This window comes from Pseudomonas sp. S06B 330 (genome assembly GCF_002845275.2).
Classification (GTDB): domain Bacteria; phylum Pseudomonadota; class Gammaproteobacteria; order Pseudomonadales; family Pseudomonadaceae; genus Aquipseudomonas.
Map to the genome: position 1 here is coordinate 1,760,775 of NZ_CP088149.1, position 25,921 is coordinate 1,786,695.

Annotated in this window: 20 protein-coding genes and 4 tRNA genes; 20 read left to right on the plus strand and 4 right to left on the minus strand. The window is 59.9% G+C overall.

What is annotated here, in order from left to right; translation table 11 throughout:
- Positions 1-147: 147 nt before the first annotated feature.
- A complete protein-coding gene (uvrB, locus tag CX511_RS08215; protein WP_045187195.1) occupies positions 148-2,163 on the plus strand; it encodes an excinuclease ABC subunit UvrB in 2,016 nt (671 codons plus the stop codon).
- 64 nt (positions 2,164-2,227) lie between these two features.
- Here uvrB and CX511_RS08220 read toward each other — a convergent pair whose 3' ends face one another.
- Positions 2,228-3,778 (minus strand): MDR family MFS transporter, encoded by a 1,551-nt coding sequence (locus CX511_RS08220; RefSeq protein WP_045187198.1) that lies wholly within the window; start codon positions 3,776-3,778, stop codon positions 2,228-2,230.
- Positions 3,768-4,817, minus strand: coding sequence for an HlyD family secretion protein (locus tag CX511_RS08225; protein ID WP_045187200.1), 1,050 nt, complete (start codon positions 4,815-4,817; stop codon positions 3,768-3,770). Before CX511_RS08225 ends, CX511_RS08220 begins: the two co-directional genes overlap by 11 nt.
- A gap of 144 nt (positions 4,818-4,961) precedes the next feature.
- On the opposite strand from CX511_RS08225, the gene gltX reads away from it, so the two are divergent.
- The 12 genes from gltX (at position 4,962) to CX511_RS08285 (ending at position 12,027) form a co-directional block, all read left to right on the plus strand.
- Positions 4,962-6,443 (plus strand): glutamate--tRNA ligase, encoded by a 1,482-nt coding sequence (gltX, locus tag CX511_RS08230; RefSeq protein ID WP_045187202.1) that lies wholly within the window; start codon positions 4,962-4,964, stop codon positions 6,441-6,443.
- A 212-nt stretch (positions 6,444-6,655) separates the two neighbouring features.
- Positions 6,656-6,731 (plus strand) — tRNA-Ala (locus CX511_RS08235).
- 79 nt (positions 6,732-6,810) lie between these two features.
- Positions 6,811-6,886: transfer RNA gene (locus tag CX511_RS08240), tRNA-Glu, on the plus strand.
- Between the two features lie 53 nt (positions 6,887-6,939).
- Positions 6,940-7,015, plus strand: a tRNA-Ala gene (locus CX511_RS08245).
- A 44-nt stretch (positions 7,016-7,059) separates the two neighbouring features.
- Positions 7,060-7,135: transfer RNA gene (locus tag CX511_RS08250), tRNA-Glu, on the plus strand.
- A gap of 143 nt (positions 7,136-7,278) precedes the next feature.
- Positions 7,279-7,572 (plus strand): transposase, encoded by a 294-nt coding sequence (locus CX511_RS08255; RefSeq protein WP_220639103.1) that lies wholly within the window; start codon positions 7,279-7,281, stop codon positions 7,570-7,572.
- A complete protein-coding gene (locus CX511_RS08260; protein ID WP_220639111.1) occupies positions 7,569-8,432 on the plus strand; it encodes an IS3 family transposase in 864 nt (287 codons plus the stop codon). The genes CX511_RS08255 and CX511_RS08260 overlap by 4 nt, the downstream gene beginning before the upstream one ends.
- A 139-nt stretch (positions 8,433-8,571) precedes the next feature.
- Complete coding sequence (locus CX511_RS08265; RefSeq protein WP_045187205.1) at positions 8,572-9,111, plus strand: TetR/AcrR family transcriptional regulator; 540 nt, start codon at positions 8,572-8,574, stop codon at positions 9,109-9,111.
- Between the two features lie 27 nt (positions 9,112-9,138).
- Positions 9,139-9,972, plus strand: a complete 834-nt coding sequence (locus tag CX511_RS08270; RefSeq protein WP_101291958.1) for an alpha/beta hydrolase — start codon at positions 9,139-9,141, stop codon at positions 9,970-9,972.
- A gap of 44 nt (positions 9,973-10,016) precedes the next feature.
- Positions 10,017-10,457: an acyl-CoA thioesterase gene (locus tag CX511_RS08275; RefSeq protein ID WP_101291959.1), complete on the plus strand. Its 441-nt coding sequence runs from the start codon at positions 10,017-10,019 to the stop codon at positions 10,455-10,457.
- Between the two features lie 49 nt (positions 10,458-10,506).
- The gene (locus CX511_RS08280; protein WP_101291960.1) at positions 10,507-11,466 is read left to right on the plus strand and encodes a tRNA dihydrouridine synthase; all 960 of its coding nucleotides are present in this window, start codon (positions 10,507-10,509) and stop codon (positions 11,464-11,466) included.
- A gap of 114 nt (positions 11,467-11,580) precedes the next feature.
- A complete protein-coding gene (locus CX511_RS08285) occupies positions 11,581-12,027 on the plus strand; it encodes an Hsp20 family protein (RefSeq protein ID WP_045187213.1) in 447 nt (148 codons plus the stop codon).
- A 165-nt stretch (positions 12,028-12,192) separates the two neighbouring features.
- On the opposite strand, the gene CX511_RS08290 is transcribed toward CX511_RS08285, so the two are convergent.
- Together CX511_RS08290 and CX511_RS08295 are read right to left on the minus strand one after the other, a co-directional pair.
- Positions 12,193-15,489: a sensor domain-containing protein gene (locus CX511_RS08290; protein ID WP_045187215.1), complete on the minus strand. Its 3,297-nt coding sequence runs from the start codon at positions 15,487-15,489 to the stop codon at positions 12,193-12,195.
- A 53-nt stretch (positions 15,490-15,542) separates the two neighbouring features.
- A complete protein-coding gene (locus CX511_RS08295) occupies positions 15,543-16,433 on the minus strand; it encodes a LysR family transcriptional regulator (RefSeq protein ID WP_045187217.1) in 891 nt (296 codons plus the stop codon).
- Between the two features lie 131 nt (positions 16,434-16,564).
- On the opposite strand from CX511_RS08295, the gene leuC reads away from it, so the two are divergent.
- The 7 genes from leuC (at position 16,565) to CX511_RS08330 (ending at position 25,857) form a co-directional block, all read left to right on the plus strand.
- On the plus strand, positions 16,565-17,998 hold the full coding sequence (leuC, locus tag CX511_RS08300) for a 3-isopropylmalate dehydratase large subunit (protein ID WP_101291961.1): 1,434 nt from the start codon (positions 16,565-16,567) through the stop codon (positions 17,996-17,998).
- Positions 17,995-18,639 carry a 3-isopropylmalate dehydratase small subunit gene (gene leuD, locus CX511_RS08305; protein WP_045187222.1) on the plus strand — a complete coding sequence of 215 codons (645 nt, stop codon included), beginning with the start codon at positions 17,995-17,997 and terminating at the stop codon, positions 18,637-18,639. The genes leuC and leuD overlap by 4 nt, the downstream gene beginning before the upstream one ends.
- Before the next feature lie 103 nt (positions 18,640-18,742).
- Complete coding sequence (locus CX511_RS08310) at positions 18,743-19,507, plus strand: class I SAM-dependent methyltransferase (protein WP_101291962.1); 765 nt, start codon at positions 18,743-18,745, stop codon at positions 19,505-19,507.
- A 56-nt stretch (positions 19,508-19,563) separates the two neighbouring features.
- On the plus strand, positions 19,564-20,646 hold the full coding sequence (gene leuB, locus CX511_RS08315; protein ID WP_045187227.1) for a 3-isopropylmalate dehydrogenase: 1,083 nt from the start codon (positions 19,564-19,566) through the stop codon (positions 20,644-20,646).
- A gap of 68 nt (positions 20,647-20,714) precedes the next feature.
- Entirely contained in the window at positions 20,715-21,827 is a 1,113-nt protein-coding gene (gene asd / locus CX511_RS08320; protein ID WP_010223256.1) for an aspartate-semialdehyde dehydrogenase, read from the plus strand.
- 223 nt (positions 21,828-22,050) lie between these two features.
- Positions 22,051-23,061: an aspartate-semialdehyde dehydrogenase gene (locus tag CX511_RS08325; RefSeq protein ID WP_045187229.1), complete on the plus strand. Its 1,011-nt coding sequence runs from the start codon at positions 22,051-22,053 to the stop codon at positions 23,059-23,061.
- Positions 23,062-23,133: 72 nt separating this feature from the next.
- Positions 23,134-25,857, plus strand: coding sequence for a FimV/HubP family polar landmark protein (locus tag CX511_RS08330; RefSeq protein ID WP_101291963.1), 2,724 nt, complete (start codon positions 23,134-23,136; stop codon positions 25,855-25,857).
- Positions 25,858-25,921 lie beyond the last annotated feature (64 nt).

Consider the following 25,921-nt stretch of genomic DNA (forward strand, 5'->3'; position numbering starts at 1 on the left):
AGTCGAATTGACCGGTCCATACTCAGAAATGCCCACGACACGGCGTTGAAACTGGCATTGCTGACCCCTAATTAGGTATAAGCACTGTCTATAAATACAGTTGCCAGCATCTGCGCAAAACACGTCGCGCTAACACAGAGGTTTGTCATGTCCGAGTTCCAGCTCGTCACCCGTTTCCAGCCAGCCGGCGACCAGCCCGAAGCTATTCGCCTGATGGTCGAGGGCATCGAAGCGGGCCTGGCGCATCAGACGCTGCTCGGTGTGACCGGCTCGGGCAAGACCTTCAGCATCGCTAACGTTATCGCCCAGGTGCAGCGACCGACGCTGGTGCTGGCGCCGAACAAGACCCTGGCGGCGCAGTTGTATGGCGAGTTCAAGGCGTTTTTCCCCAATAACGCTGTTGAGTATTTCGTTTCCTACTACGACTACTACCAGCCCGAAGCCTATGTGCCGTCGTCCGATACCTTTATCGAAAAGGATGCCTCGATCAACGACCACATCGAACAGATGCGCCTGTCGGCGACCAAGGCGCTGCTTGAGCGTCGCGACGCGATTATCGTGACCACGGTGTCATGCATCTACGGTTTGGGTAGCCCGGAAACCTACCTGAAGATGGTGTTGCACGTTGATCGTGGCGACAAACTCGACCAGCGCGCCTTGCTGCGGCGCCTGGCCGACTTGCAGTACACCCGCAACGAAATGGACTTTGCCCGCGCCACCTTCCGCGTGCGCGGCGATGTGATTGATGTTTTCCCGGCCGAATCGGACCTGGAGGCCATCCGCATCGAACTGTTCGATGATGAAGTGGAGAACATTGCCGCCTTCGACCCGTTGACTGGCGAGGTGATCCGCAAGTTGCCGCGCTTTACCTTTTACCCCAAGAGCCACTACGTGACCCCACGGGAAACCTTGCTCGACGCGGTGGAGGGTATCAAGGAAGAACTGCAGCAGCGTCTTGAATACCTGCACAAGGCCAACAAGCTGGTCGAAGCCCAGCGTCTGGAGCAGCGCACCCGGTTCGATTTGGAAATGATCCTCGAACTGGGGTACTGCAACGGCATCGAGAACTACTCGCGCTACCTCTCCGGGCGTCCGGCCGGCGCGCCGCCGCCGACCCTTTATGATTACCTGCCCCCTGACTCATTGCTGGTGATCGACGAATCCCACGTCAGCGTTCCGCAAGTCGGGGCGATGTACAAAGGCGACCGCTCGCGCAAGGAAACCCTGGTCGAGTACGGCTTCCGCCTGCCATCGGCGCTGGACAACCGGCCCATGCGTTTCGATGAATGGGAAAGCGTCAGCCCGCAGACCATCTTCGTTTCTGCCACGCCAGGCAACTATGAGGCCGAGCATGCTGGCAGAGTCGTGGAGCAGGTGGTGCGTCCGACCGGTTTGGTCGACCCGCAGGTTGAAGTGCGTCCGGCTACCACCCAGGTCGACGACCTGCTCTCGGAAATCCGCAAGCGTGTGGCGGTGGAGGAGCGGGTACTGGTCACCACCCTGACCAAGCGTATGGCCGAGGACCTCACTGATTACCTGGCCGATCACGACGTGCGGGTTCGCTATCTGCACTCGGATATCGACACGGTGGAGCGGGTCGAGATCATTCGCGATCTGCGCCTGGGCACCTTCGATGTACTGGTGGGGATCAACTTGCTGCGCGAGGGCCTGGACATGCCTGAGGTGTCACTGGTGGCGATCCTCGATGCCGACAAGGAAGGCTTCCTGCGTTCTGAGCGTTCACTGATTCAGACCATCGGCCGGGCGGCGCGTAACCTCAATGGGCGGGCGATTCTCTATGCCGACAGAGTGACCGGCTCAATGGAGCGGGCGATCGGCGAAACCGAGCGCCGCCGTGACAAACAGATCGCCTTTAACGCCGCCAACGGTATCGTGCCCAAGGGGGTGGTCAAGGACATCACCGATATCATGGAAGGCGCCAACGTGCCGGGCTCGCGCAGCAAGAAGCGCAAGGGCATGGCCAAAGCGGCCGAAGAAAGCGCGCGGTACGAAGCCGAATTGCGCTCACCTGGCGAGATTGCCAAGCGCATCAAGGCGCTGGAAGAGAAGATGTACCAGTTGGCGCGAGATCTGGAGTTCGAGGCGGCGGCGCAGATGCGAGACGAGATTGCGGCGTTGCGTGAACGTTTGATAACGGGTTGAGGGTGGCATACGGTAGCCACTGCCGTCAGGCAGCGGCTACGAGTCAATAAGCCAGTAACACAGGTCAGTGGGCTTCCCCTGCCTTCAACCCCTGTGGCAACTTACGCGTCATCAACACCGCCAGCATACTGATCGCCAAACCGATGCCCACAAAATGGAAGGCATCGTTATAGGCCATGATCATTGCCTGCTGGTGGGTAATTTCACTCAGTTTGCCCAATGCGGCCGCATCACTTCCCAGCCGCTCAGCCAGCTGCGTCAGGCGTTCAGCCACTTGCGGATTGCTCGGCACCAGCGACTCACGCAGGTAGTCGAAATACACCTTGGTCCGCGCATCCAGCAGGGTTGCCAGCAGGGCAATACCAATGGCGCCGCCGAGGTTGCGCAGGATGTTGAACAGGCTCGATGCCGAGCCCGCATCCTGGGGCAGGATGTAGCTGGTGGCGATCAAGGAGATGGTCACCATGATCATCGGTTGTCCCAGGGCGCGGATGATCTGGATATGGTTGAACTGCTCACCGGCAAAATCCGGATTGAGCACCCCGGAGCCAAAGCTGGCCAGGCCGAACAAGCCAAAACCCACGGTGCAGAGAATCTTCGGCGAAATCACCTTCATCAACTGGGGCACCAGCGGAATCAGAAACAGCTGGGGAACCCCCATCCACATGATCACTTCGCCAATCTGTAACGCGTTGTAGTTCTGGATCTGTGCCAGGTACAGCGGCAACAGGTAAATCGAACCGTACAAGCCAACCCCCATGCCCAAACTGGCGATACTCGATAAACCGAAATTGCGGTTGCCGAGAATGCGCAGGTTGATCAGCGGGTTAGGCTTGGAAAACTGCACGATCACAAAGGTAATCAGGCTCAGCAGGGCGATACTGCCGAGGCTGACGATCAGGCTCGACTCCAGCCAATCCTTGCGATGGCCTTCTTCAAGGAACACCTGCAGGCAGCCGAGGCCGACGCCAAGGGTGACGATGCCTGCATAATCAGTGCTTTTCAGCAGTTCCCAATGGGCTTCTTTCTTTTCCAGGCCATACAGCAAACCGCCAATCATGATCAGGCCGGGCGGGATGTTGATGTAGAAGATGTACTCCCAGCCCCAGTTCTCGGTCAGCCACCCACCCAGGGTCGGACCGATCGATGGGGCAAAGGTGGCCGTCATGGCGAACATGGCCATGCCCTTGGCGCGATGGTGCTCGGGTAGCTTGATCAGGGTCAGGGTGAACGCCAGGGGGATCAGAGCGCCGCCGGTAAAACCCTGCATGGCGCGGAAGATGATCATGCTCTCCAGGTTCCAGGCCATCGAGCACAGCAGCGATGACACCAGAAAGCCCACTGACACCCACACCGCCAGGCGCCGTGCCGACAGCAGTTGGACCAGCCAGGCGGTCAGCGGAATCATGATGATTTCAGCCACCAGGTACGAGGTGGAGATCCACGAGCCTTCCTCTAGGGTGGCTGAGAGGGCGCCCTGGATGTCCTTGAGCGAGGAGTTGGTGATCTGGATGTCCAGCACTGCCATAAAGGCGCCGAGCATCACGCTCATCACCGCAATCCAGTCGCGTCGGCTCGGTTCGCCGGCGGGACGGATCAGTTGATCACCGGCCATTGTCGGCGTGGTCTCGGATGTCCACGGTAGCGGTAACCGACATGCCCGGGCGGATTCTGCCCGTGAGCGGGTTGTCCGCAGCGAAGGTCAGTTTCACCGGAATGCGCTGTACCACCTTGGTGAAGTTGCCAGTGGCGTTGTCGGGCGGCAGCAGGCTGAATTGGGCGCCGGAGGCGGCGAACAGGCTGTCGACCTGCGCCTGGATCGGGGTGTCGGGGTAGCTGTCGAACACCAGTTCGGCTTTCTGGCCGGCCTGCATATGGCCGATTTGGGTTTCCTTGAAGTTGGCCTGAATCCAGATGTCCTGGTCTGGCACGATCGACAAGAGGTAGGCGCCGGCTTGAACCACTTGGCCGTTACGGGCGGCGCGCTGACCGATCATGCCACTGATCGGCGCGTGAATTTCGCTGCGGGTCAGGTTCAGTTCAGCCTGGGCCAGGTCGGCGCGGGCGTTGACGATCTGCGCGTCGAGGCGTTTGATTTCAGCGGTCAGGGCGTTGACCTGCTGGCGCTGGCCTTGCAAGTCAGCCTGGGCCTTGCTCACTTGCGAGCGGGCGACATGGTTTTCCGCTGACAGGGTAGTGACGCGCTCTTCCGAGACATAGCCCGGTTTGCGCAGGGCCTGGGCGCGATTGAGGTCCAGTTCGGCGCGGCCGAGGGTTGCCTGGTTGGCGGCCACTTGGGCCTGGCCGGCGGCGATCAGGCTCGATTGCTGGGTTAGACGGCTTTCGGCCTGCAGGCGTTCGGCTTCACGGGTATCCAGTGCAGCGCGGGCGCGATCCACCGCCAGGCGGAAATCGTCCGGCTCCAGGCGCACCAGCAGGTCGCCCTTGGCTACGTGTTGGTTATCCTGAACCAACACTTCATCGATGCGTGCGCTGAGCTGGCTGGAAACCCGGGTGATTTCGCCCTGAACATAGGCGTTGTCGGTACTTTCGTAGAAGCGCCCCTTGAAGAGCCAGTGGGCGAGAAAGGCGAGGGCAATCAGCAAAACCAGGGACAGGAAAACCAGGAGGCGGCGTTTGAGTTGAGCGGGCATGAGTACTATCGTTCCAAAAATGTAAGCAAATTTAACCGTGTTTGGATCCATCGCCACAAGTGCCGATCGCGCCCATTGCTGGAGCCGGGTGCCCGCTCCCTGTTAACATCCAGCCTTTGATTCATCTCTAGTCCGAGACTCTTCATGACCACCGTTCGCACGCGTATCGCGCCTTCGCCGACTGGCGATCCCCACGTCGGCACCGCTTATATCGCCCTGTTCAACTACTGCTTTGCCAAGCAGCACGGCGGCGAATTCATCCTGCGTATCGAAGATACCGACCAGTTGCGTTCGACCCGTGAGTCCGAACAGCAGATCTTCGACGCCTTGCGCTGGCTCGGCATCGAGTGGAGCGAAGGCCCGGACGTCGGCGGCCCGCATGGCCCGTACCGTCAGAGCGAGCGCGGCGATATCTACAAGCAATACGCCCAACAACTGGTCGACATGGGCCATGCCTTCCCGTGCTTCTGCACCGCCGAAGAGCTGGACCAGATGCGTGCCGAGCAAATGGCCCGTGGCGAGACCCCGCGCTATGACGGTCGTGCCTTGCTGCTGTCGCCAGAAGAAGTGGCGCGTCGCCTGGCTGCCGGCGAGCCGCATGTGATCCGCATGAAGGTGCCGAGCGAAGGCGTTTGCGTAGTACCGGACCTGCTGCGTGGCGATGTCGAGATTCCGTGGGACCGCATGGACATGCAGGTGCTGATGAAGACCGACGGCCTGCCGACCTACTTCCTGGCCAACGTTGTCGATGACCACTTGATGGGCATCACCCACGTGCTGCGCGGCGAAGAATGGCTGCCCTCGGCGCCCAAGCTGATCAAGCTGTACGAGTACTTCGGTTGGGAGCAACCCACCTTGTGCTATATGCCGCTGCTGCGTAACCCGGACAAGAGCAAGCTGTCCAAGCGCAAGAACCCGACGTCGGTGACCTTCTACGAGCGCATGGGCTTCATGCCGGAAGCCATGCTCAACTACCTGGGGCGCATGGGCTGGTCGATGCCGGACGAGCGCGAGAAGTTCTCTCTGGCCGAGATGGTCGAGCACTTCGATCTGTCGCGGGTGTCCCTGGGCGGGCCAATCTTCGACATCGAGAAACTGTCCTGGCTCAATGGCCAGTGGCTGCGCGACCTGCCGGTGGAAGAGTTCGCTGCGCGGGTGCAGAAGTGGGCGTTCAACAGTGACTACATGATGAAGATCGCTCCGCACGTGCAGGGCAGGGTAGAGACCTTCAGCCAGATCGCGCCGTTGGGTGGCTTCTTCTTTGAAGGCGCGCTCAAGCTCGATGCGAAACTGTTCGAGCACAAAAAGCTGTCGGCCGACCAGGTGCGCCAGGTCATGCAGTTGATCCTGTGGAAGCTTGAGGGCCTGCGCCAGTGGGAAAAAGACCGCATCACCGGCTGCATCCAGGCGGTGGTCGAGGCGCTGGAATTGAAGCTGCGTGATGCCATGCCGCTGATGTTCGCCGCGATCAGTGGCCAGGCCAGCTCGGTGTCGGTGCTCGATGCCATGGAAATCCTGGGCCCTGACCTGACCCGCTACCGCTTGCGCCAGGCGCTGGACCTCCTCGGTGGTGTGTCGAAGAAAGAAAACAAAGAGTGGGAAAAGCTGTTGGGCACCATCGCCTGATTGCATTGTCACAGGGTCTCACCCCAGCAATTCCGGGGTGTTTCCCTGCTTTGGGCGGTAAGTGTTTGTTATCTCGGAAATTTTTTTTGAATTTTGTTGAAAATATATTTGACAGGTTCGCCATCCGATCTTAATATGCGCCCCGTCCACAGCGATGAACGAAACGAAGCGCGAAGCACCCAGCCAAGCGATTCAGTTCAAAGCGACATTGTGGGGCTATAGCTCAGCTGGGAGAGCGCCTGCATGGCATGCAGGAGGTCAGCGGTTCGATCCCGCTTAGCTCCACCAAATTCCTATTCGCAGTCAGCTACACTGACTTCGAAGTCAACCGGGTTCCAGTAGCCGGGTTGTTAAGGTAAGAAGGTTCGTCCCCTTCGTCTAGTGGCCTAGGACACCGCCCTTTCACGGCGGTAACAGGGGTTCGAGTCCCCTAGGGGACGCCAGTTTTACACAAGCGATGTCGATAGGGGTCGCTGGGCCGCGAGGCTAGAAATCTGGGGCTATAGCTCAGCTGGGAGAGCGCCTGCATGGCATGCAGGAGGTCAGCGGTTCGATCCCGCTTAGCTCCACCAATTTTGCCAGGATTCGTGAAAACGGATCTGTACGAAGGTTAAAAGTCCCCTTCGTCTAGTGGCCTAGGACACCGCCCTTTCACGGCGGTAACAGGGGTTCGAGTCCCCTAGGGGACGCCATTTTACCCACTTTGTGGGATTTCAAGGCTCATTCGATTATTGAATGAGCCTTTTGTTTTTTCCTCGAAAAAAGTTTCCTTGGAACTGTCCCGTGACAACGGACGCCAAGAAGCGATACTTAAATCGCTCTCTTGGAGGTTGCCATGTACCCAAGCACTCGCCGTAACTATACCGATGAGTTCAAGGCTCAAGCCGTCGCATTAGCTGAAAGCGTTGGCAGAACCGAAGCTGCCCGCCAGCTAGAGATGTCCGTGAAAACGCTGGATAACTGGGTTGATGCCACGCGCAGAGGCCAGCCGTTGAGTTCACCTGAACGCAAGCCCATCACCAAGGAAGACAGTGAGCTCGCTCGCCTGCGGGCCGAGATTGCCGAGCTAAAAATGGAGCGTGAAATCCTAAAAAAGGCGGCGGTATTCTTTGCCAAAGAGTCCAGGTGAGATACGCCTTCGTCGCTACTGAGCGGACTCAATACCCCGTACGTGTGTTGTGTCGGGTGATGGATGTCTCGGTTTCAGGTTTCTACGATTACACGCACCGTCAGTCTCGCCCTGACCCTGACGCTCAAATTCGCATTGAGTTGCGTAAGGCCTATGCGGCCAGTCGAAACACCTACGGCCGGCCACGGCTAGTGGCAGCCTTGCGCCAGAAATTGCACGCGGTGGGCCACAAACGGGTTAGGCGGTTGATGCAGGAGGAGCAGATACGGGGCAAGTCCAAAGGCAGTTTCAGGCCCTGCACCACGGACAGCCACCATTACTTGCCGGTTGCAAGTAATGTGCTGGCGCGTCAGTTTTCCATCGATAACCTCACGCCAACCTGGGTCAGTGATATCACCTATCTCCCAACCAAGGAAGGTTGGTTGTATCTGGCCATAGTGTTGAGTATCCAAACCCGCCAGATACTGGGTTACAGCTTGTCTGATCGAATGCCTGACGACTTGGTCGAACGCGCGTTTCTGAACGCCTGGAGCGCCTGCTCTGGCGCCAACGGAGCGGTATTTCACTCCGATCAGGGCCGTCAGTACGCGAGCAGTAAGTTTCGCCTGACACTGGCCAAGAAGGACTTCACACAGAGCATGAGCCGAAGGGGAAACTGTTGGGACAACGCGGTGGCCGAGAGCTTTTTCGCTACGCTGAAAAGAGAGGAGGCTTGCGGGATCTACCCCACGAAAAAACAGGCGCAGTTATCAATCGCCAGTTACATCCATGGGTTTTACAACAGCAGCCGACTGCACTCTGCGCTGGGCTACCGTTCTCCGAACGAATATGCCAAAGGCTTGAGGCAGAGGGCTGGATAACCAGCTTCTTGGCGTCCGCTACCTGGGGGCAGACCCACCTCCTCCTACTTTCTCCTCTGTACGACAAGCGGCAGGGAAAAATGCTTGCGAAAAAATATTATGAGAATAATATTCTCACCATAATATTCGGAGGCAGGTCATGAACGACAAAAAGGCAAAAACCCGCGAACGGATTCTCGATGCGGCCTGCAGTGCGCTGATCCAGCATGGCCCTGCCGAACCCAGCGTCAATCAGGTGATGGGGGCCGCTGGGCTGACGGTGGGGGGCTTCTATGCGCACTTCGACAGCAAGGACGCACTGATGCTCGAAGCCTTCAATCAGCTGCTTTCTGAGCGCCGAGCGCTGCTGGCCGACGTCGATCCGAACATGAGCGGTGAAGCGCGTCGTGCTTTGGTTGCTGCCTTCTACCTGTCACGCAAACACCGCGATGCCACCGAGCGTGGTTGCCCGCTGCCCACGGCGTTGGGTGAGATGGCGCGTCTGCCGGATGCGTTTCGTCAGGTCCTGGCCGAACACCTTGAATTGATGATGGCAAACCTTTCCGACAGCCCCGAAGAGGCCGACAAGGTCCTCGCCGACATGGCCCTCATGATTGGTGGCCTGGCCTTGGCCCGTGCTCTGGGCACAGATGAGCTGTCTGACCGTATCCTGCGTGCCGCCAAGTCGGCGGTGGTCTGATCGAGCGACATCCACCGGAGCGAAGCGATGAATACCTTGAGCTGGATTCGTAGCGTCAACGGCACCCTCGGACGGCTGGCGCCAGAACATATTGCCGGCAAGATGCGCCGCGCCTTCATGACCCCACGCAACCTGCCGCCCCGTGAGTGGGAGCTGCCGTTATTGGCCCGTGCCGAGCGCATCACGTTACGCTTTGGCTTGTCTGCCTTGCGCTGGGGGCAAGGGCCAACCGTGTTATTGATGCACGGATGGGAAGGGCGCCCAACCCAGTTCGCCCACCTGATCGATACCCTAGTGCAGGCCGGCTACACCGCCGTATCCCTGGAGGGGCCGGCGCATGGTCATTCACCGGGCAATCAAGCGCACGTTGTTCTGTTCGCTCGCGCCTTGCTTGAGGCGGCCGCCGAACTGCCGCCGCTCAAAGCGGTGATTGGCCATTCCATGGGCGGCGCCAGCGTCATGTTGGCGCTGCAGTGGGGCCTGCGTGCTGAAGCTGCGGTCAGCGTCGCCGCGCCCGCGCAGTTACTGGGTGTATTGCGCGGTTTCGCCCATCGCCTGGGTATGCCGGCGCGGGCGCGGGCAGCCTTTATCCGCCAGATCGAGCGGGACGTCGGTATACAAATCGCGCGTCTGGACGTCAGTGGCTATCAACTGGAGATTCCCGCGCTGATCGTGCATGCCGAAGACGATACCCTGGTGCCGGCCAGCGAGGCGCGTGCGATCCATCAGGCCTGGTTCGACAGTCGCCTGCTGTTGCTGCCGCAAGGGGGGCATCAGCGAGTCCTGTCCGATCCACAGTTGATTGAAGGGGTTATGACGTTGCTGGCGCATCGTCATGCGCCAGCGCGGCAATCGGCTTGAGCATCCGTTACACTCTGTCCGTTCACCACAGACCTGGAGCTGGCATGAGTTGGGATCTGGCAACACCGTTCACCATCGACCTGCGCGTCGGTGCCGAGGATATCGATGGGCTCGGCCACGCCAACAACGCGGTCTATGTCACCTGGCTGGAGCGTTGTGCCTGGCGTCATTCCCAGCGCTTGGGCCTGGACCTTGCCGAGTACCGGCGTCTGGACCGGGCGATGGCGGTGGTGCGTCATGAGATCGATTACCTGGCAGCGGCTTACGAAGACGACGAGTTGCAATTGGCAACCTGGATCGTCGACTGGGATCAGCGCCTGAAGATGACGCGACGCTTTCAATTGGTGCGCCCCAGTGACGGCACTACCTTGCTGCGTGCTCACACCACGTTTGTCTGCATCGAGTTATCCACAGGGCGGCCCAAGCGCATGCCCAGTGAATTCATTGACGGCTACGGCCCTGCACTGATGGCCGGAGCGCTGTAGACCGCGGATTTTGCTAGACTGCCGGCCTTTTTCGCTCGAGATGCAACCCATGCAAATTGCCCTGGCCCCGATGGAGGGGCTGGTCGACAACATCCTTCGTGACGTCCTGACTCAAGTGGGCGGTATCGATTGGTGTGTCACCGAGTTCATTCGCGTCTGCGACCGGCTGTTGCCGGCGGCCACCTTCGACAAGTTGGCGCCTGAATTGCGCCAGGGTGCGCAGACCGCGGCCGGGGTGCCCTTGCGTGTGCAGCTGCTCGGTTCGGATCCGGTTTGCCTGGCAGAGAATGCGGTGCTGGCCTGTGAGCTGGGTGCACCGGTGATCGACTTGAACTTCGGTTGCCCGGCCAAAACCGTGAACAAATCCCGCGGTGGGGCGGTGCTGCTCAAGGAGCCGGAGCTGCTCCATGCCATCCTGCGTGAGGTGCGCCGCGCCGTGCCGGCGCATATTCCGGTGACGGCCAAGATGCGCCTGGGCTTCGACAGCCCTGATGGTGCCCTGGACTGCGCCCTTGCGCTGGCCGAAGGCGGGGCTGAGCAGTTGGTGGTGCATGCACGGACCAAGGTTGACGGCTACAAGCCGCCAGCACATTGGGAGTGGGTGGCCAAGGTACAGGATGTGGTCAAGGTACCGGTGTACGCCAACGGCGAAGTCTGGACCCTTGAAGACTGGCGACGTTGCCGCGAAGTCAGCGGTGTCGAAGACATCATGCTCGGCCGCGGGCTGGTTTCGCGCCCGGACCTGGCTCGGCAGATTGCTGCTGAACGCGACGGCGTTGATTTTGTACCGATGGACTGGCACAGCTTGCTGCCGCTGATTCGGGACTTTTGGGGCCAGGCCCGGGCGCAGATGACTCCGCGTCAGGCGCCGGGACGCTTGAAACAATGGGTTGCGATGCTGACCCGCACCTACCCCGAAGCGGTGGCGTTGTTTACCGAGTTGCGCCGTGAAACCGACTGCGATCGTGTCGCCCAGTTGATCGGGATGCCGGTTAGCGAGGCGGCCTGAAAAAATTTTGCAGGGGTGCTTGAAAAGCAGGCGAGGGTCCTTATCTAAGGAGTACGCGATGCCGAAGTCGGGTCGCGCTACTACACAACCTCGCTGATTTTCAGGAGATGTACCATGACTACTGCTTTTTCTCTGGCTCCACTGTTCCGTCATTCCGTAGGTTTCGACCGTTTCAATGACCTGTTCGAATCCGCGGCGCGTAACGAGGCGGGTAGCAGCTACCCACCCTACAACGTCGAAAAACATGGCGAAGACCACTATCGAATCGTCGTTGCTGCCGCTGGCTTCCAGGAACAAGACCTGGACCTGCAAGTGGAAAAGGGCGTCTTGACCGTCACTGGCGGCAAGCGTGACAGCAACAATGAAAGCGTTACTTACTTGCATCAGGGCATTGCCCAGCGGGCCTTCAAGTTGTCCTTCCGCCTGGCCGACCACATCGAGGTCAAGGCTGCGGGCCTGGCCAACGGCCTGCTCAGCATCGACCTGCTGCGTATCGTGCCGGAAGAGGCCAAGGCCAAGCGCATCCCGATCAATGGGGATAACAAGCCTGCGCTGAACTGAGTGCGCTGATGTGAAGAAAAGGGCACCTTCGGGTGCCCTTTTTTGTGGTTCTGTGGGAGCCAGTCTTGCTGGCGATGGCATCGACTGGGTGTCAGTAAGTACGCGGTGCCTGCATCGCTGGCAACGCTAGCGCCCACAAAGTCAGTGCAACGCCTCACTCTGCGGTCACAAACTGGCCGGTGCCTCCAGCAACAACTGCCGAAACTCACCCAACGGCAACGGCCGACTGTGCAGGTAGCCCTGATACAAATGGCAGCCCAGGTGCTCGAGAAACTCCAGCTGCTCAGTCAACTCCACGCCTTCAGCAATCACCGCCAGTTCCAGGCTACGAGCCATGGCGACGATGGCCCGGACAATCTCTGCATCGTTAGGATCCAACGGCGCATCGCGCACGAATGATTGGTCGATCTTTAACGCATCCACCGGCAGGCGCTTGAGGTAGGTCAGTGACGAATAGCCGGTACCGAAATCATCCATGGCAAAGCTCACGCCATACTGTTTTAGCTCGCGCATTTTGCTGATGGTGTCCTCCAGGTTCTGGATGACGATGCCTTCGGTGATCTCCAGCTTGAGCATTTTGTACGGCAGGCGGAAGTCGTCGAGGCTGCGCAGCACCCGTTCGACAAAGTCGTTCTGGCGAAACTGCCGCGGGCTGATGTTCACGCATAGGCTGAAGTTGTCGGCATCGATTAGGTGGTCGCGCAGCATGCCGGCGCAAGCATCACAGGCTTCTTCAAGGATCCAGCTGCCGACTTCGAGGATCAGGCCACTTTCCTCCAGAACCTGAATGAACTGTGCCGGTGGCTGCTGGCCCAGTTGCGGGTGGTGCCAGCGCAATAGCACTTCGGCACCGACAATACGATTGTCTCGGGCATCAACCTGCGGCTGGAAGTGCAGCGCCAGTTCGCCACGGGCCAGGGCCAGGCGCAGGTCGCTCTCCATGCGCAGGCGTTCGCTGGCAGCCTTTTGCATGGTGGTGTGAAACATCTGGGTGGTATTGCGTCCAGAGTCTTTGGCCCGGTACAGGGCGATGTCAGCGCGCTTGAGCAGATCGGCTGGGGTCGAGCCATGATCAGGGATCAGCGCCACGCCGATGCTGGGCGTGACCTGCAGGCGCTGACCGTCCAGAGACATCGGTTCGGCGAGCAATTCGCGCAGGGTATCTGCCAGTTCGCGGACTTTTTCCGTGACCTCGTCACGGCTGCCTTCCAGGCCGCTGAGCAGTACCACAAACTCGTCGCCGCCCAGCCGAGCCACGGTGTCTTCCAGGCGTACGCTGGCCTCCAGGCGCGCGGTGATGATTTTCAGCACGGTGTCGCCAACCGGATGGCCCAGCGAGTCGTTGATGTGCTTGAAGTGGTCCAGGTCGAGAAACAGCAGAGCGCCGCGCAGGTTATGGCGCTTGAGCAAGGCGATCTGTTGGCTCAGGCGGTCCATCAGCAGGGCGCGGTTGGGCAGGTTGGTCAGTGGGTCGTGGTAGGCCAGGTGGCGAATCTGCGCCTGGGCGTTTTTCAACTGGCTGACATCGCGAGCGGTCATCAGCAGGCAGGGCGACTCGTTGAGGGTGATCGGCTCAATCGAGACCTCAACGGTGAGCAGTTCGCCGCGCTTGTTGCGTCCGAGCATTTCCCGATGATGCACACGGCCCTTGTCCTGCAGTTCCGCGAGCAGGATTGCGCGTTGTTTGTCGTCCGCCCAAATGCCGATTTCGTAGACGCTGTGGCCGATCACTTCAGCGGCGCTGTAGCCCGTCAGGCGACAGAAGCCGTCATTGACCTCCAGGTAGCGGCCACTGTCGAGCTCGGTGATGGTGATGGCGTCGGGGCTGGAGTGGAATGCCTTGGCGAATTTCTCTTCACTGGCTTTAAGCGCAGCCTCGGCCCGTTGCTGCTGGGTGATGTCGCGCAGGGTCGTGACGCTGCAGGGCAGGTTGTCGACGGTGATCAGGCGGCTGGATATCACGCAGGTCAGCGGTTGACCGTCTTTGTGGTTGACCACCACCGCGACATTGTTCAGGGCTTCATCGCGAATCACCTGCTCGATGCGCCGGGCGCGTTCTGCTGACTCGGCCCACAAACCAATTTCTTCAGCACTGCGGCCAATGACCTGGCCGGCGTCCCAGCCGAAGATCTGGGTAAAGGCGGGATTGATCTCGATGAATTGCCCTGTGTCTTGCCGCGTGACGCAAATCGGGTCGGGGCTGGCCTGGAACAGGCTGGCAAACTTTTCTTCCGAACTGGTCAGGCGTTGCTCACGTTCGACCTGGTCGCTGATATCGAGCAGGGTGCCGGCCATGCGCAGCGGGTTGCCCTGTGCGTCGCGGTACAGCCGGGCACGGCTTTCGATGTAGCGCACAGCGCCGTTTTCCAACTGGATCTGGTAGGTGATCTGATAGTTACCGGCCGGGCCTTCGCGAAGGCTGCGGTAGGCCTTGCGCATGGTGCTGCGATCTTGCTCCGGAACCCCGTCGAAAAACGCTTCAAACGACTCATGAAAAGGCACTGGCTCCAAGCCATGCAACTCGGCTGCACGTGCCGAACCGTAGAGCATGCCGCTGGGGATATGCAGGTCCCAGGTGCCCAGTTGCGCGGAGTCCAGGGCCAGGTCCAGGCGTTCCTGGCTGTCTTTGAGGGCCTGTTCGGCGCGCCTGCGTTCGCTAGTGTCGACGAAGGTACTGAGCAGGTAGACCGTGCCTTCAAGCTCGATGTTCTGGGTGCTGAGAATGCCGTCGTGGACTTTGCCGTTGCTGGCACAAAACTGTACTTCCAGGCTGACTGGGCCGCTGTTGCCACGGGTGGCTTCGAGTACCGCATTGCGCTGTTGAGGATTGGCCCACAGGCCTAGCTCGACGGTGGTCTTGTTGATGACCTGGTGGCCGGGCCAGCCGAGGGTCTGTTCGAAGTGCTGGTTGACTTCATAGATCAGGCCGTCGGAGCGGCGGGTCAGCAGCACCACGTTGGGGCTCAGGTGAAACAGTGTGGCAAAGCGCTTTTCCGAGTTGATCAGCGCAGTTTCCCGCTCGCGTTGGCGGGTGATTTCGCGGATCACGCCGATCATCTGCGGGCGGCCATTCTTATCTTTGGCCAGGCTGCCATTGATTTCCAGCCAATGCAGGCTGCCGTCCGGCCAACGAATTCGGTGGCGCAAGGCTTGCTCGACCGGTTCGCCATTGATGACCGCATTAAAGGCCTGCAAGGTGCGGGCGCGGTCTTCGGCGGGCAGCAGGTCCAGGTAGTCGATGTCCTTGGGTAGCGGTTGCTTGGGGTCGAAGCCAAACAGTGCTTGAGTGCCCCTTGACCAACTGATCTGGCCAGTCTCGATGTCCCAGAACCAGGCGCCCAAGCGTGCGCCATTGAGCGCCGCCAACAGTTGCGGGGCGTTTTCCCAGGTCTGCTCCAACGCCTGGGGGTCTGCCGCATGGATACGCGGCAGACGCGGAAAGCGATTTGCTGATTTGGGCATCGGTACCAGACCTTTGGCGGTGACGCGTCCTTGAGAATTGTACTGGCCGGGTTTTACCTCATAGGCTCAGGGCTGCCTGCGTGGCTGTCGAGCAGTGCCATAAAGGCCTTGGCTGCATTCGATAACGTTCGCTCGGTGTGCAGAATGTAGCCTAGCTGGCGTGACAGCTGTATGCCCGGCAAAGCGATAGGCGCAACCTGCTCGTCGAGCATAGTCCGCGGTAGCACGCTCCATGCCAGGCCGATGGAAACCATCATCTTGATGGTTTCCAGGTAGTTGGTACTCATGGCGATGTTTGGTGTCAGTCCTTGGGCTTCGAACAAACGCTGGACAATATGGTGTGTAAACGTATTTCCGCCGGGGAAAACCGCTGGATGATGGGCAATATCGGCGAGGCTGACGGCCCCATTGCGCGCCAAGGGGTGCTCTGGGGAGGCGACGAAATCCAGCAGGTCGTCCCACACCGGTACCGCGCGAATCAGCGAGTGCGGTTCGGGGGCGAGGGTGATCACGGCGATCTCTGCGCGACCATGGAGTATTTCGTCGTAGGCTGCTTCCGAATCGAGAAACTGAATATCCAGTGCCACTGCCGGGTATTGGCGAGTGAAGGCGCGTAAAACCGGAGGCAAACGGTGTAGGCCGATATGGTGGCTGGTAGCGAGGGTCAGGCGACCGGTCACTTTACCGGTGAGATTGGTCAAGGCTCTGCGCGTATCATCCAGGACATTGATGATCTGGTAGGCGCGCGGTAGCAGCGCACGTCCGGCTTCGGTGAGATTGATCTCGCGCCCAAGGCGATCAAACAGGCGCACATCCAGTTGCTGCTCAAGTCCGGCAATGCGTTTGCTGATGGCTGGCTGGGTCAGGAACAGGCGTTCACCGGCCCCCGAAAAGCTGCCGGTTTCAGCCACGGCGATAAAGGCGTTGAGATTAGCCAGGTCCACGGCTCAAGTATTCCTTTCGGTTATCCAAAGCATAAAAATTATGAATTTGAGTTATTCAATCTACCGTCATAGCATCGTCCGTACAAGCCAAGTGGTTATTGGCATAGAAAGACGCTGATGAGGAAAGTCTGATGGCCGGCAAAACGCTCTACGACAAGCTCTGGGATTCGCATTTGGTCAAACAGCGCGACGATGGTTCGGCGCTGATCTATATCGATCGTCATATCATTCATGAAGTGACGTCGCCGCAGGCCTTCGAAGGCCTGCGCCTGGCCAATCGCAAACCCTGGCGCATCGATGCCAACATCGCCACCCCTGACCACAACGTGCCGACCACACCCGAGCGTAAGGGGGGTATCGACGCCATTGTCGATCAGGTCTCGCGTTTGCAGGTCCAGACCCTCGATGAAAACTGCGACGAGTATGGCATTACCGAATTCAAGATGAATGACGTGCGTCAGGGCATCGTCCACGTCATCGGCCCAGAACAGGGCGCAACCTTGCCCGGCATGACGGTAGTCTGCGGCGACTCGCACACCTCCACCCACGGTGCGTTTGGTGCCTTGGCACATGGCATCGGTACCTCGGAAGTGGAGCACGTGCTCGCAACCCAGTGCCTGGTGGCGAAGAAAATGAAAAACATGCTGGTACGGGTCGAAGGGCAATTGTCGTTTGGCGTTACTGCCAAGGACATCGTTCTGGCTGTGATTGGCAAGATCGGCACTGCCGGTGGTAACGGCCACGCTATGGAGTTCGCCGGTAGCGCGATTCGTGACCTGTCTGTTGAAGGCCGTATGACCATCTGCAACATGTCTATCGAGGCCGGTGCCCGGGTGGGCCTGGTGGCAACCGATGAAAAGACCATTGCTTACGTTAAAGGTCGCCCGTATGCGCCCAAAGGCGAGCAGTGGGACATGGCTGTCGCAGCCTGGAACGACCTGGTGTCCGACGCGGATGCCGTGTTCGACACGGTAATCGAGTTGGACGCTGCGCAGATCAAGCCGCAAGTCAGCTGGGGCACTTCGCCGGAAATGGTCCTGGCGGTTGACCAGCGCGTACCGGATCCGGCTGCAGAAGCTGATCTGGTCAAGCGCGGTTCCATCGAGCGCGCCTTGAAGTACATGGGCTTGAGCGCCAACCAGGCGATCACTGACATCCAGCTCGACCGGGTATTCATTGGTTCGTGCACCAACTCGCGGATCGAAGACTTGCGCGCCGCCGCCGAGATTGCCAAGGGGCGCAAGGTCGCTTCGACTATCAAGCAAGCCATCGTGGTGCCGGGCTCCGGGCTGGTCAAAGCGCAGGCGGAAAAAGAAGGTCTGGACAAGATTTTCCTTGAAGCCGGTTTCGAATGGCGTGAGCCGGGCTGCTCCATGTGCCTGGCGATGAACCCCGACCGCCTGGAGAGTGGCGAGCATTGCGCGTCCACCTCCAACCGCAACTTCGAAGGCCGTCAGGGTGCTGGCGGCCGTACCCACCTGGTGAGTCCGGCGATGGCCGCCGCCGCCGCTGTAACCGGTCGTTTTGTCGACGTACGTGAGTTGATTCAAGGGAGCGCAGCATGAAAGCCTTTACCCAGCACACTGGTCTCGTCGCGCCGTTGGACCGTGCCAACGTCGACACTGACCAGATCATTCCCAAGCAGTTCTTGAAGTCGATCAAACGCACCGGCTTTGGCCCTAACCTGTTCGATGAGTGGCGTTACCTGGATGTCGGTCAACCCTACCAGGACAACAGCAAGCGCCCGCAGAACCCGGACTTCGTCTTGAACCACGCGCGTTATCAAGGTGCCAGCGTGCTGCTCGCCCGCGAGAACTTCGGTTGCGGCTCGAGCCGTGAGCATGCGCCTTGGGCCCTTGAGGAATATGGCTTTCGCAGCATCATTGCGCCGAGTTACGCCGATATTTTCTTCAACAACAGCTTCAAGAACGGCTTGTTGCCGATCATCCTCAGCGACGAAGAGGTCGATGAGCTGTTCAAACAAGTTGAAGCCGACCCTGGCTATCAGCTGACCATCGACCTGCAGGCCCAAACCGTAACCCGCCCAGATGGCAAGGTCCTGAGTTTCGAGATCGATGCGTTTCGCAAACACTGCTTGCTCAATGGCCTGGATGACATCGGCCTGACCTTGCAGGACAGCGATGCGATTGCCACTTTCGAAGCCAAACACCGGGCGAGTCAGCCTTGGTTGTTTCGTGACGTCTGACTAATGCGTTGAACCGGCTGATGCCATCGCCGGCAACGTCAGCTCCCACAGCACAAGCTGTGTGGGAGCTGGCATTGCCAGCGATGAGGGCCAAGGAGATCTCATGACCAGCACCACGCATAAAGACGTCGTCCAACGCCAGTTCGGCGAGCAGGCCAGTGCCTACCTGAGCAGTGCTGTCCACGCCCAGGGCAGCGAATTCGCGTTGCTCCAGGCTGAGCTGGCCGGGCAGGGGCGGGCGCGAGTGCTGGATCTTGGCTGTGGCGCCGGCCATGTGAGTTTTCATATCGCGCCCTTGGTGCGTGAAGTGGTGGCTTACGACCTGTCGCAGCAGATGCTCGACGTGGTGGCTGCCACCGCTGCTGAGCGTCACTTTGAAAATATCGTCACCGAACGCGGTGCCGCCGAGCGCCTGCCATTCGCCGATGCTACGTTCGATTACGTCTTCAGCCGTTATTCGGCGCATCACTGGAGTGACCTGGGCCTGGCCCTGCGTGAAGTGCGGCGGGTGCTCAAGCCGGGCGGCGTCGCGGCCTTCATCGATGTAATGTCGCCGGGTAGCGCGTTGCTCGACACCTACTTGCAAAGCGTCGAAGTGCTGCGCGACACCAGTCATGTGCGCGACTATTCGGCGGCCGAGTGGTTGCAGCAAGTCAGTGAAGCCGGGCTGTTCAGCCGTAGTCACACACGTCAGCGCCTGCGCCTTGAATACAGCTCCTGGGTTGAGCGCATGCGTACCCCAGACGTGATGCGCGGCGCCATACGCCATTTGCAGCAGGCGATGGGCGAAGAAGTACGGCAGTATTACCAGATTGAAGCCGACGGCTCGTTCAGCACCGATGTTCTGGTGCTCTGGGCCGAACGCTGAGTGTTTTTTCCGGCAGGCCGGTGCGGCGTGTCACTTGATTCGAATAAGAGGAACCCATGAGCAAGCAGATTCTGATTCTCCCAGGTGATGGTATTGGTCCGGAAATCATGGCCGAGGCGGTCAAGGTGCTGGAGCTGGCCAACGACAAGTTCCAGCTCGGCTTCAGCCTGAGTCACGATGTCATCGGTGGCGCAGCCATCGACAAGCACGGCGTGCCGCTGGCCGACGAGACCCTGGAACGTGCGCGTCAGGCCGATGCGGTGCTGCTCGGTGCTGTGGGTGGACCGAAGTGGGACAAGATCGAACGTGACATTCGTCCGGAGCGCGGACTGCTGAAAATCCGTTCGCAACTGGGTCTGTTTGCCAACCTGCGTCCGGCGATCCTCTACCCGCAATTGGCCGATGCCTCCTCGCTCAAGCCAGAAATCGTGTCTGGCCTGGATATTCTCATCGTCCGTGAGCTGACGGGCGGCATCTACTTTGGTGCGCCGCGTGGCACCCGCGAACTTGAAGGCGGCGAGCGTCAGGCCTACGACACCCTGCCGTACAGCGAGAGCGAAATCCGTCGTATTGCCCGGGTCGGTTTCGACATGGCCCGTGTGCGCGGCAAGAAGCTCTGCTCGGTGGACAAGGCCAACGTTCTGGCCTCCAGCCAGCTGTGGCGTGAAATCGTCGAAGACGTGGCCAAGGACTACCCGGACGTAGAACTCAGCCACATGTACGTCGACAACGCCGCCATGCAACTGGTGCGGGCACCCAAGCAGTTTGACGTAATGGTCACCGATAACATGTTTGGCGACATCCTGTCGGATGAAGCTTCCATGCTCACCGGCTCCATTGGCATGCTGCCGTCAGCGTCCCTGGATGCCAACAACAAAGGCATGTACGAGCCGTGCCACGGCTCTGCGCCAGACATCGCCGGGCAGGGCATTGCCAACCCGCTGGCAACCATTTTGTCGGTGTCGATGATGCTGCGTTACAGCTTCAATCAACAGGCGGCAGCCGAAGCTATTGAAAAGGCCGTCAGCCTGGTGCTGGATAAGGGGCTGCGCACGGGCGACATCTGGTCGGCCGGTTGCAGCAAGGTAGGTACGCAGGAAATGGGCGACGCAGTAGTCGCAGCGCTGCGGAATCTGTAATCTCTCGGGCCCGCTGCTGTTTTTCCTTGTGAAGCAGCGGCCCACTTTTTAGCAAAGGTGTAGTTGCGATGAAACGTGTAGGTCTGATCGGTTGGCGCGGTATGGTCGGTTCCGTGCTCATGCAGCGGATGCTGGAAGAGCAGGATTTCGATCTCATCGAGCCGGTGTTCTTCACCACCTCCAACGTAGGTGGCCAGGGTCCGGCAGTGGGCAAGGATATTGCTCCACTTAAAGACGCTTACAGCATTGAAGAGCTCAAGACCCTCGATGTGATCCTGACCTGTCAGGGTGGCGACTACACCAACGAAGTCTTCCCAAAGCTGCGCGAAGCCGGCTGGCAAGGCTACTGGATCGACGCCGCCTCCAGCCTGCGTATGCAGGATGACGCGGTGATCGTCCTGGACCCGGTTAACCGCAAGGTGATCGACCAGCAGCTGGATGCGGGCACCAAGAATTACATCGGCGGCAATTGCACCGTCAGCTTGATGCTGATGGGCCTGGGTGGCCTGTTTGAAGCGGGTCTGGTCGAGTGGATGAGCGCCATGACCTATCAGGCCGCTTCCGGCGCTGGCGCCCAGAACATGCGCGAACTGATCCGTCAGATGGGCGCTACTCACGCCGCCGTGGCCGATGACTTGGCCAACCCGGCCAGCGCCATCCTCGACATCGACCGCAAGGTTGCCGAGGCCATGCGCAGCGAAGCCTATCCGACCGAAAACTTCGGTGTACCGCTGGCGGGCAGCCTGATCCCTTGGATCGACAAAGAGCTGCCTAACGGCCAGAGCCGTGAAGAGTGGAAGGCCCAGGCCGAGACCAACAAGATTCTGGGTCGCTTCAAGAGCCCGATCCCGGTCGACGGCATTTGCGTGCGCATCGGCGCCATGCGTTGCCACAGCCAGGCGCTGACCATCAAGCTGAACAAAGATGTGCCGATCGCCGATATCGAAGGCATGATCAGCCAGCACAACCCGTGGGTAAAACTGGTGCCAAACCAGCGCGAGATCAGCATGCAGGAGCTGAGCCCGACCAACGTCACCGGTACCCTGAATATTCCGGTAGGTCGTCTGCGCAAGCTGAACATGGGTTCGCAGTACCTGGGTGCCTTTACCGTTGGCGACCAGCTGCTGTGGGGCGCGGCCGAACCGCTGCGTCGCATGCTGCGGATTCTGCTGGAGCGTTGATTGCTGCAGTGAGATGAGCGAAAGCCCGCGCTGGAAACAGCGCGGGCTTTTTTGTTTGCACAGGGGCGCTGTGCGCTCGATCGCCGACAAGGCCGGCTCCCACAGGGGGTGTATACAATATTTTTGGGAGCTGGCTTTGCCAGCGATGGGCGGTACACAAGACTGTAAGGCGAAATCCAAGTAAAGTGCCGCTCCCGCCGTTCCAGCAGAGGATTTTCCCCCTATGAGCCAGCCTATTGATATCGCCGTGATCGGTGCCACCGGTACTGTCGGTGAAACCCTTGTGCAGATTCTCGAGGAACAGGACTTTCCGGTGGGTACCCTTCACCTGCTGGCCAGCAATGAGTCAGCTGGCAGTGGCGTGATGTTCCGTAGCAAAAGCCTGCGTGTACGCGAAGTCGACAGCTTCGACTTCAGTAAGGTAAAACTGGTGTTTTTCGCTGCGGGCCCCGCCGTTACCCGCAGTTTTGCCCCGCGAGCCCAAGCCGCTGGCTGCACAGTGATCGATCTTTCTGGCGGTTTGCCCGCCGAGCAAGCGCCCGCCCTGGTGCCCGAGGCCAATGCAGCACGTCTGGACAATCTGCCCACGCCGCTGCAAGTCAGCAGTCCAAGCGCCGCCGCCGTTGCCCTGGCAGTTGCCCTGGCCCCCCTTAAAGGTCTACTCGACATTGAACGGGTCAACGTCACCGCGTGTCTGGCGGTCTCGGCCCAAGGTCGCGAAGCTGTCAATGAGCTGGCCCGGCAAACGGCCGAGTTGCTCAATGCTCGTCCGCTGGAGCCACGCTTTTTCGACCGGCAGATGGCGTTCAACCTGTTGGCTCAAGTGGGCGCCAATGATGCAGAAGGCCACGGTGCGCTCGAGCGTCGTTTGGTCAGCGAGTTGCGCGAGGTTTTGGACTTGCCTGCCCTGAAGATTTCCGTCAGCTGCATTCAAGTCCCGGTGTTTTTCGGCGATAGCTACAGTGTATCGGTACAAAGCCGTGAACCGATCGACCTGGCAGCAGTCAATGCTGCGCTGGAAGCTGCTGACAGCATCGAACTGGTCGAGGAGGGCGATTATCCGACGCCGGTCGGTGACGCGGTCGGACAAGACGTGGTCTATGTTGGACGGGTGCGCGGCGGAATCGACGAAGCCGAGCAGCTCAACCTCTGGTTGACCACCGACAATGTGCGCAAAGGTGCGGCGTTGAATGCCGTGCAGGTGGCGCAATTGTTGATAAAACATGTTGTGTAAAAGATACTTGCAACTAATTTTTACCGTGATATTGCTCGGTTGCCGGGGACGGTTCTTTCAAAGGAAGAGGTCATGCTTCGAATTCGCAAACTGGTCTTAGCAATAGCCGCGGCGTCGGCGCTGTCGTCCGGTATGGCGCATGCCCTTGGTTTGGGCGAGTTGACGCTGAAGTCGGCGCAGAACCAGCCGCTGGATGCTGAGATCGAACTGCTCGATGTGCGCGATCTTACCGCAGCGGAAGTGGCGCCGAGCCTGGCACCTGCTGAAGAGTTCGCCAAGGCTGGCATTGAGCGCCAGGCCTACTTGAACGACCTGACGTTCACGCCGGTGATCAATCCCAACGGCAAAAGCGTATTGCGAGTGACCTCGAGCCAGCCGCTGCCCGCGCCGATGGTCAAGTTCATGGTGCAGGTGATGTGGCCTAGCGGGCGACTGTTGCGTGACTACAGTGTGCTGGTCAATCAGGCCGCACTGCCGGGTGCCAAGCCGCAAGCGGCAATTGCGCCGGCAGTCAGCGCGCCAGCCAACTACACCACGGTACGCCGTGACACGCTTTGGGAGATTGCCTCGAAGGCCCGTCAGGGCGGTTCGGTGCAGCAGGCGATGCTGGCCATCCAGGCGCTGAACCCTGATGCCTTTATCAACGGCAACATCAACCTGCTGAAAACCGGTCAGGTTTTGCGCTTTCCCGATCAGCAGCAGGTCATGAGCATTCCCCAAGGCGAAGCGGTGACGGAGGTTGCCGAGCAGTACGCCGCCTGGCGTCAAGGCCGGCGCCTGGGACCGCGTGCCCGACAGTTGGACGCCACGCGTCGCACGGGTACCGAGGCTACGCCAGCACAGATCGCCAATCAGGACAATCTGCGCCTGGTGGCGCCCAGCAGCAAAACTGCCGCCGGTGACGGCAAGGCAGTCAGCGATAAGCTCGCGCTCGCCCAGGAAAGCCTCGATACCACGCGGCGTGACAATGCCGAACTGAAAAGCCGTATGAGCGATCTGCAGAGCCAGCTGGACAAGCTGGAGCGTTTGATTGCACTGAAGAACGATCAATTGGCCCGGCTCGAAGCCCAGGGTGCCGCAGGTCAGACGCCTGAGCAGTCGAGCATTTCTGCCGAGCTGCAGCCTGCGCCGAGCGAACCGGTGGTGACGCCGGCGCCTGCGGCCGTCGATACCGCGCCGCTGGACAACAAGGCGCCTGGCGCTGAGCCTGCGACTGCAGGCGGTTCCAGCAAGATGCTCGATGACCTGCTTGGCAGCCCGCTGTTGCTGGCGCTGATTGCCGCCTCGGCATTGCTAGTACTCCTGTTGTTACTGTTGTTGCTGGCGCGCAAGCGCAAGGCTGACCAGGAAGCGGAAAAGCACCTGCGCATGGCTCGCGCACTGGCCGAAGAGAGTGATCGCAGCCCGGACCTCGACCTGCCACCGAGCAGCTTCGAGGGCCTGGAAATGCCGGCGCCGAGCGTCACCTTGGCGCCGGCGGTTGTAGCAGCCTCGGCCGCCGCTGCCAGCGCTGCTGAAGCACCTGCTGAGCAAAGCAAGTCAGCCGCCGCCAAGCCGCTTGAGCCAGCGCCTACCCAGCCGCAGCCAATGGCTGCTCCGCTGGTGGCACCCGCCGCGGATACAGCGCCAGCGCCAAGCGCCGATGCGCTGCTCAACGAAGTGGAGCTGAGCATTGCCCGTGGTCGCCTGAACCATGCCGCTGAGCTGCTGGAGCCGGCAGTGGCTGCGGCGCCGGAGCGTAGTGATCTGCGTCTGAAGCTGATGGAAGTCTATGCGCGCCAAGGTGATCGTGACGCCTTTGTCGGCCATGAACGCCAATTGATCGCTACGGGTCAGAACCATGCTGACGTCGAGGCCCTCAAGAGCCGTTTTCCGGCCATGATGGCATTGGCGGCGGGCGGTATCGGTGCCGCTGCCCTGGCGGCAGAAATGGATGCCCAGTACGTCCAGGCATTGTTGCAGGATGAGCCGCAGGTTGAACCTCAAGTGCAACCTGAACCTGAGCCGCAGGTCGAGACCGAGGTGCAACCTGAGTCAGAACCAGAACCCACTGCGGAACTGGAGTCGGCGCCAGAGGCGGAGCCGCTTGCTGACGATGAGCTGGACAGTGCGTTCGATCTGAGCCTTGACGATGATCTGCAAGATCTGAATCTGGAAGCACCGTTGGAGCTTGGTGAGTCCGCACCTGAGATCGAACTGGAGCTAGCGCCCGAGCCTGTGGCTGAGGTACCGGCTGTGGAGCCAGAGGCTGAAGTGGCCGCCGAACAGCCTGTTGAGCGTGCGCCTGAAGCGCTCGATGACTTGTCTGATTTCGATCTCGATGTCGCGGGCGATCAACTGGCTGAACTGCCGGTCATCGAGCCGATCGATATCGCTGCCGAGCTTGCGGCTTTCGACGAAACCATGCCGGAGTTCGATCCGTTGAGCGAGTTGGAGCTGCCGGAAGACTTCGATCTGTCGCTGTCGCTGGAAGATGACTCCGATGCAGCCAAGAGCTTTGCTTCCGAGCTGGATGACGTCAATGCCGAACTCGACAAGTTGTCACAGAGCCTGGAGCAACCGTCGATCGAACCGCACTTCACCGCTGAAGACGCCTTGAGCGACGACCTTGGTGATGATCTGGAGTTCGACTACCTGGGCGGTGCCGATGAGGCTGCGACCAAGCTCGACCTGGCCCGTGCCTACATCGACATGGGTGACCATGACGGTGCACGCGATATCCTCGACGAAGTGCGCAAGGAGGGCAGCGATGCCCAGAAGCAGGAAGCCGACGAGATGCTCTCGCGTCTGGTCTGAGGCCTGCCCTTGTACGTCCGACGGCAGCCCTGGTGGCTGCCGTTGTCGTTATAATTCCCGCCAT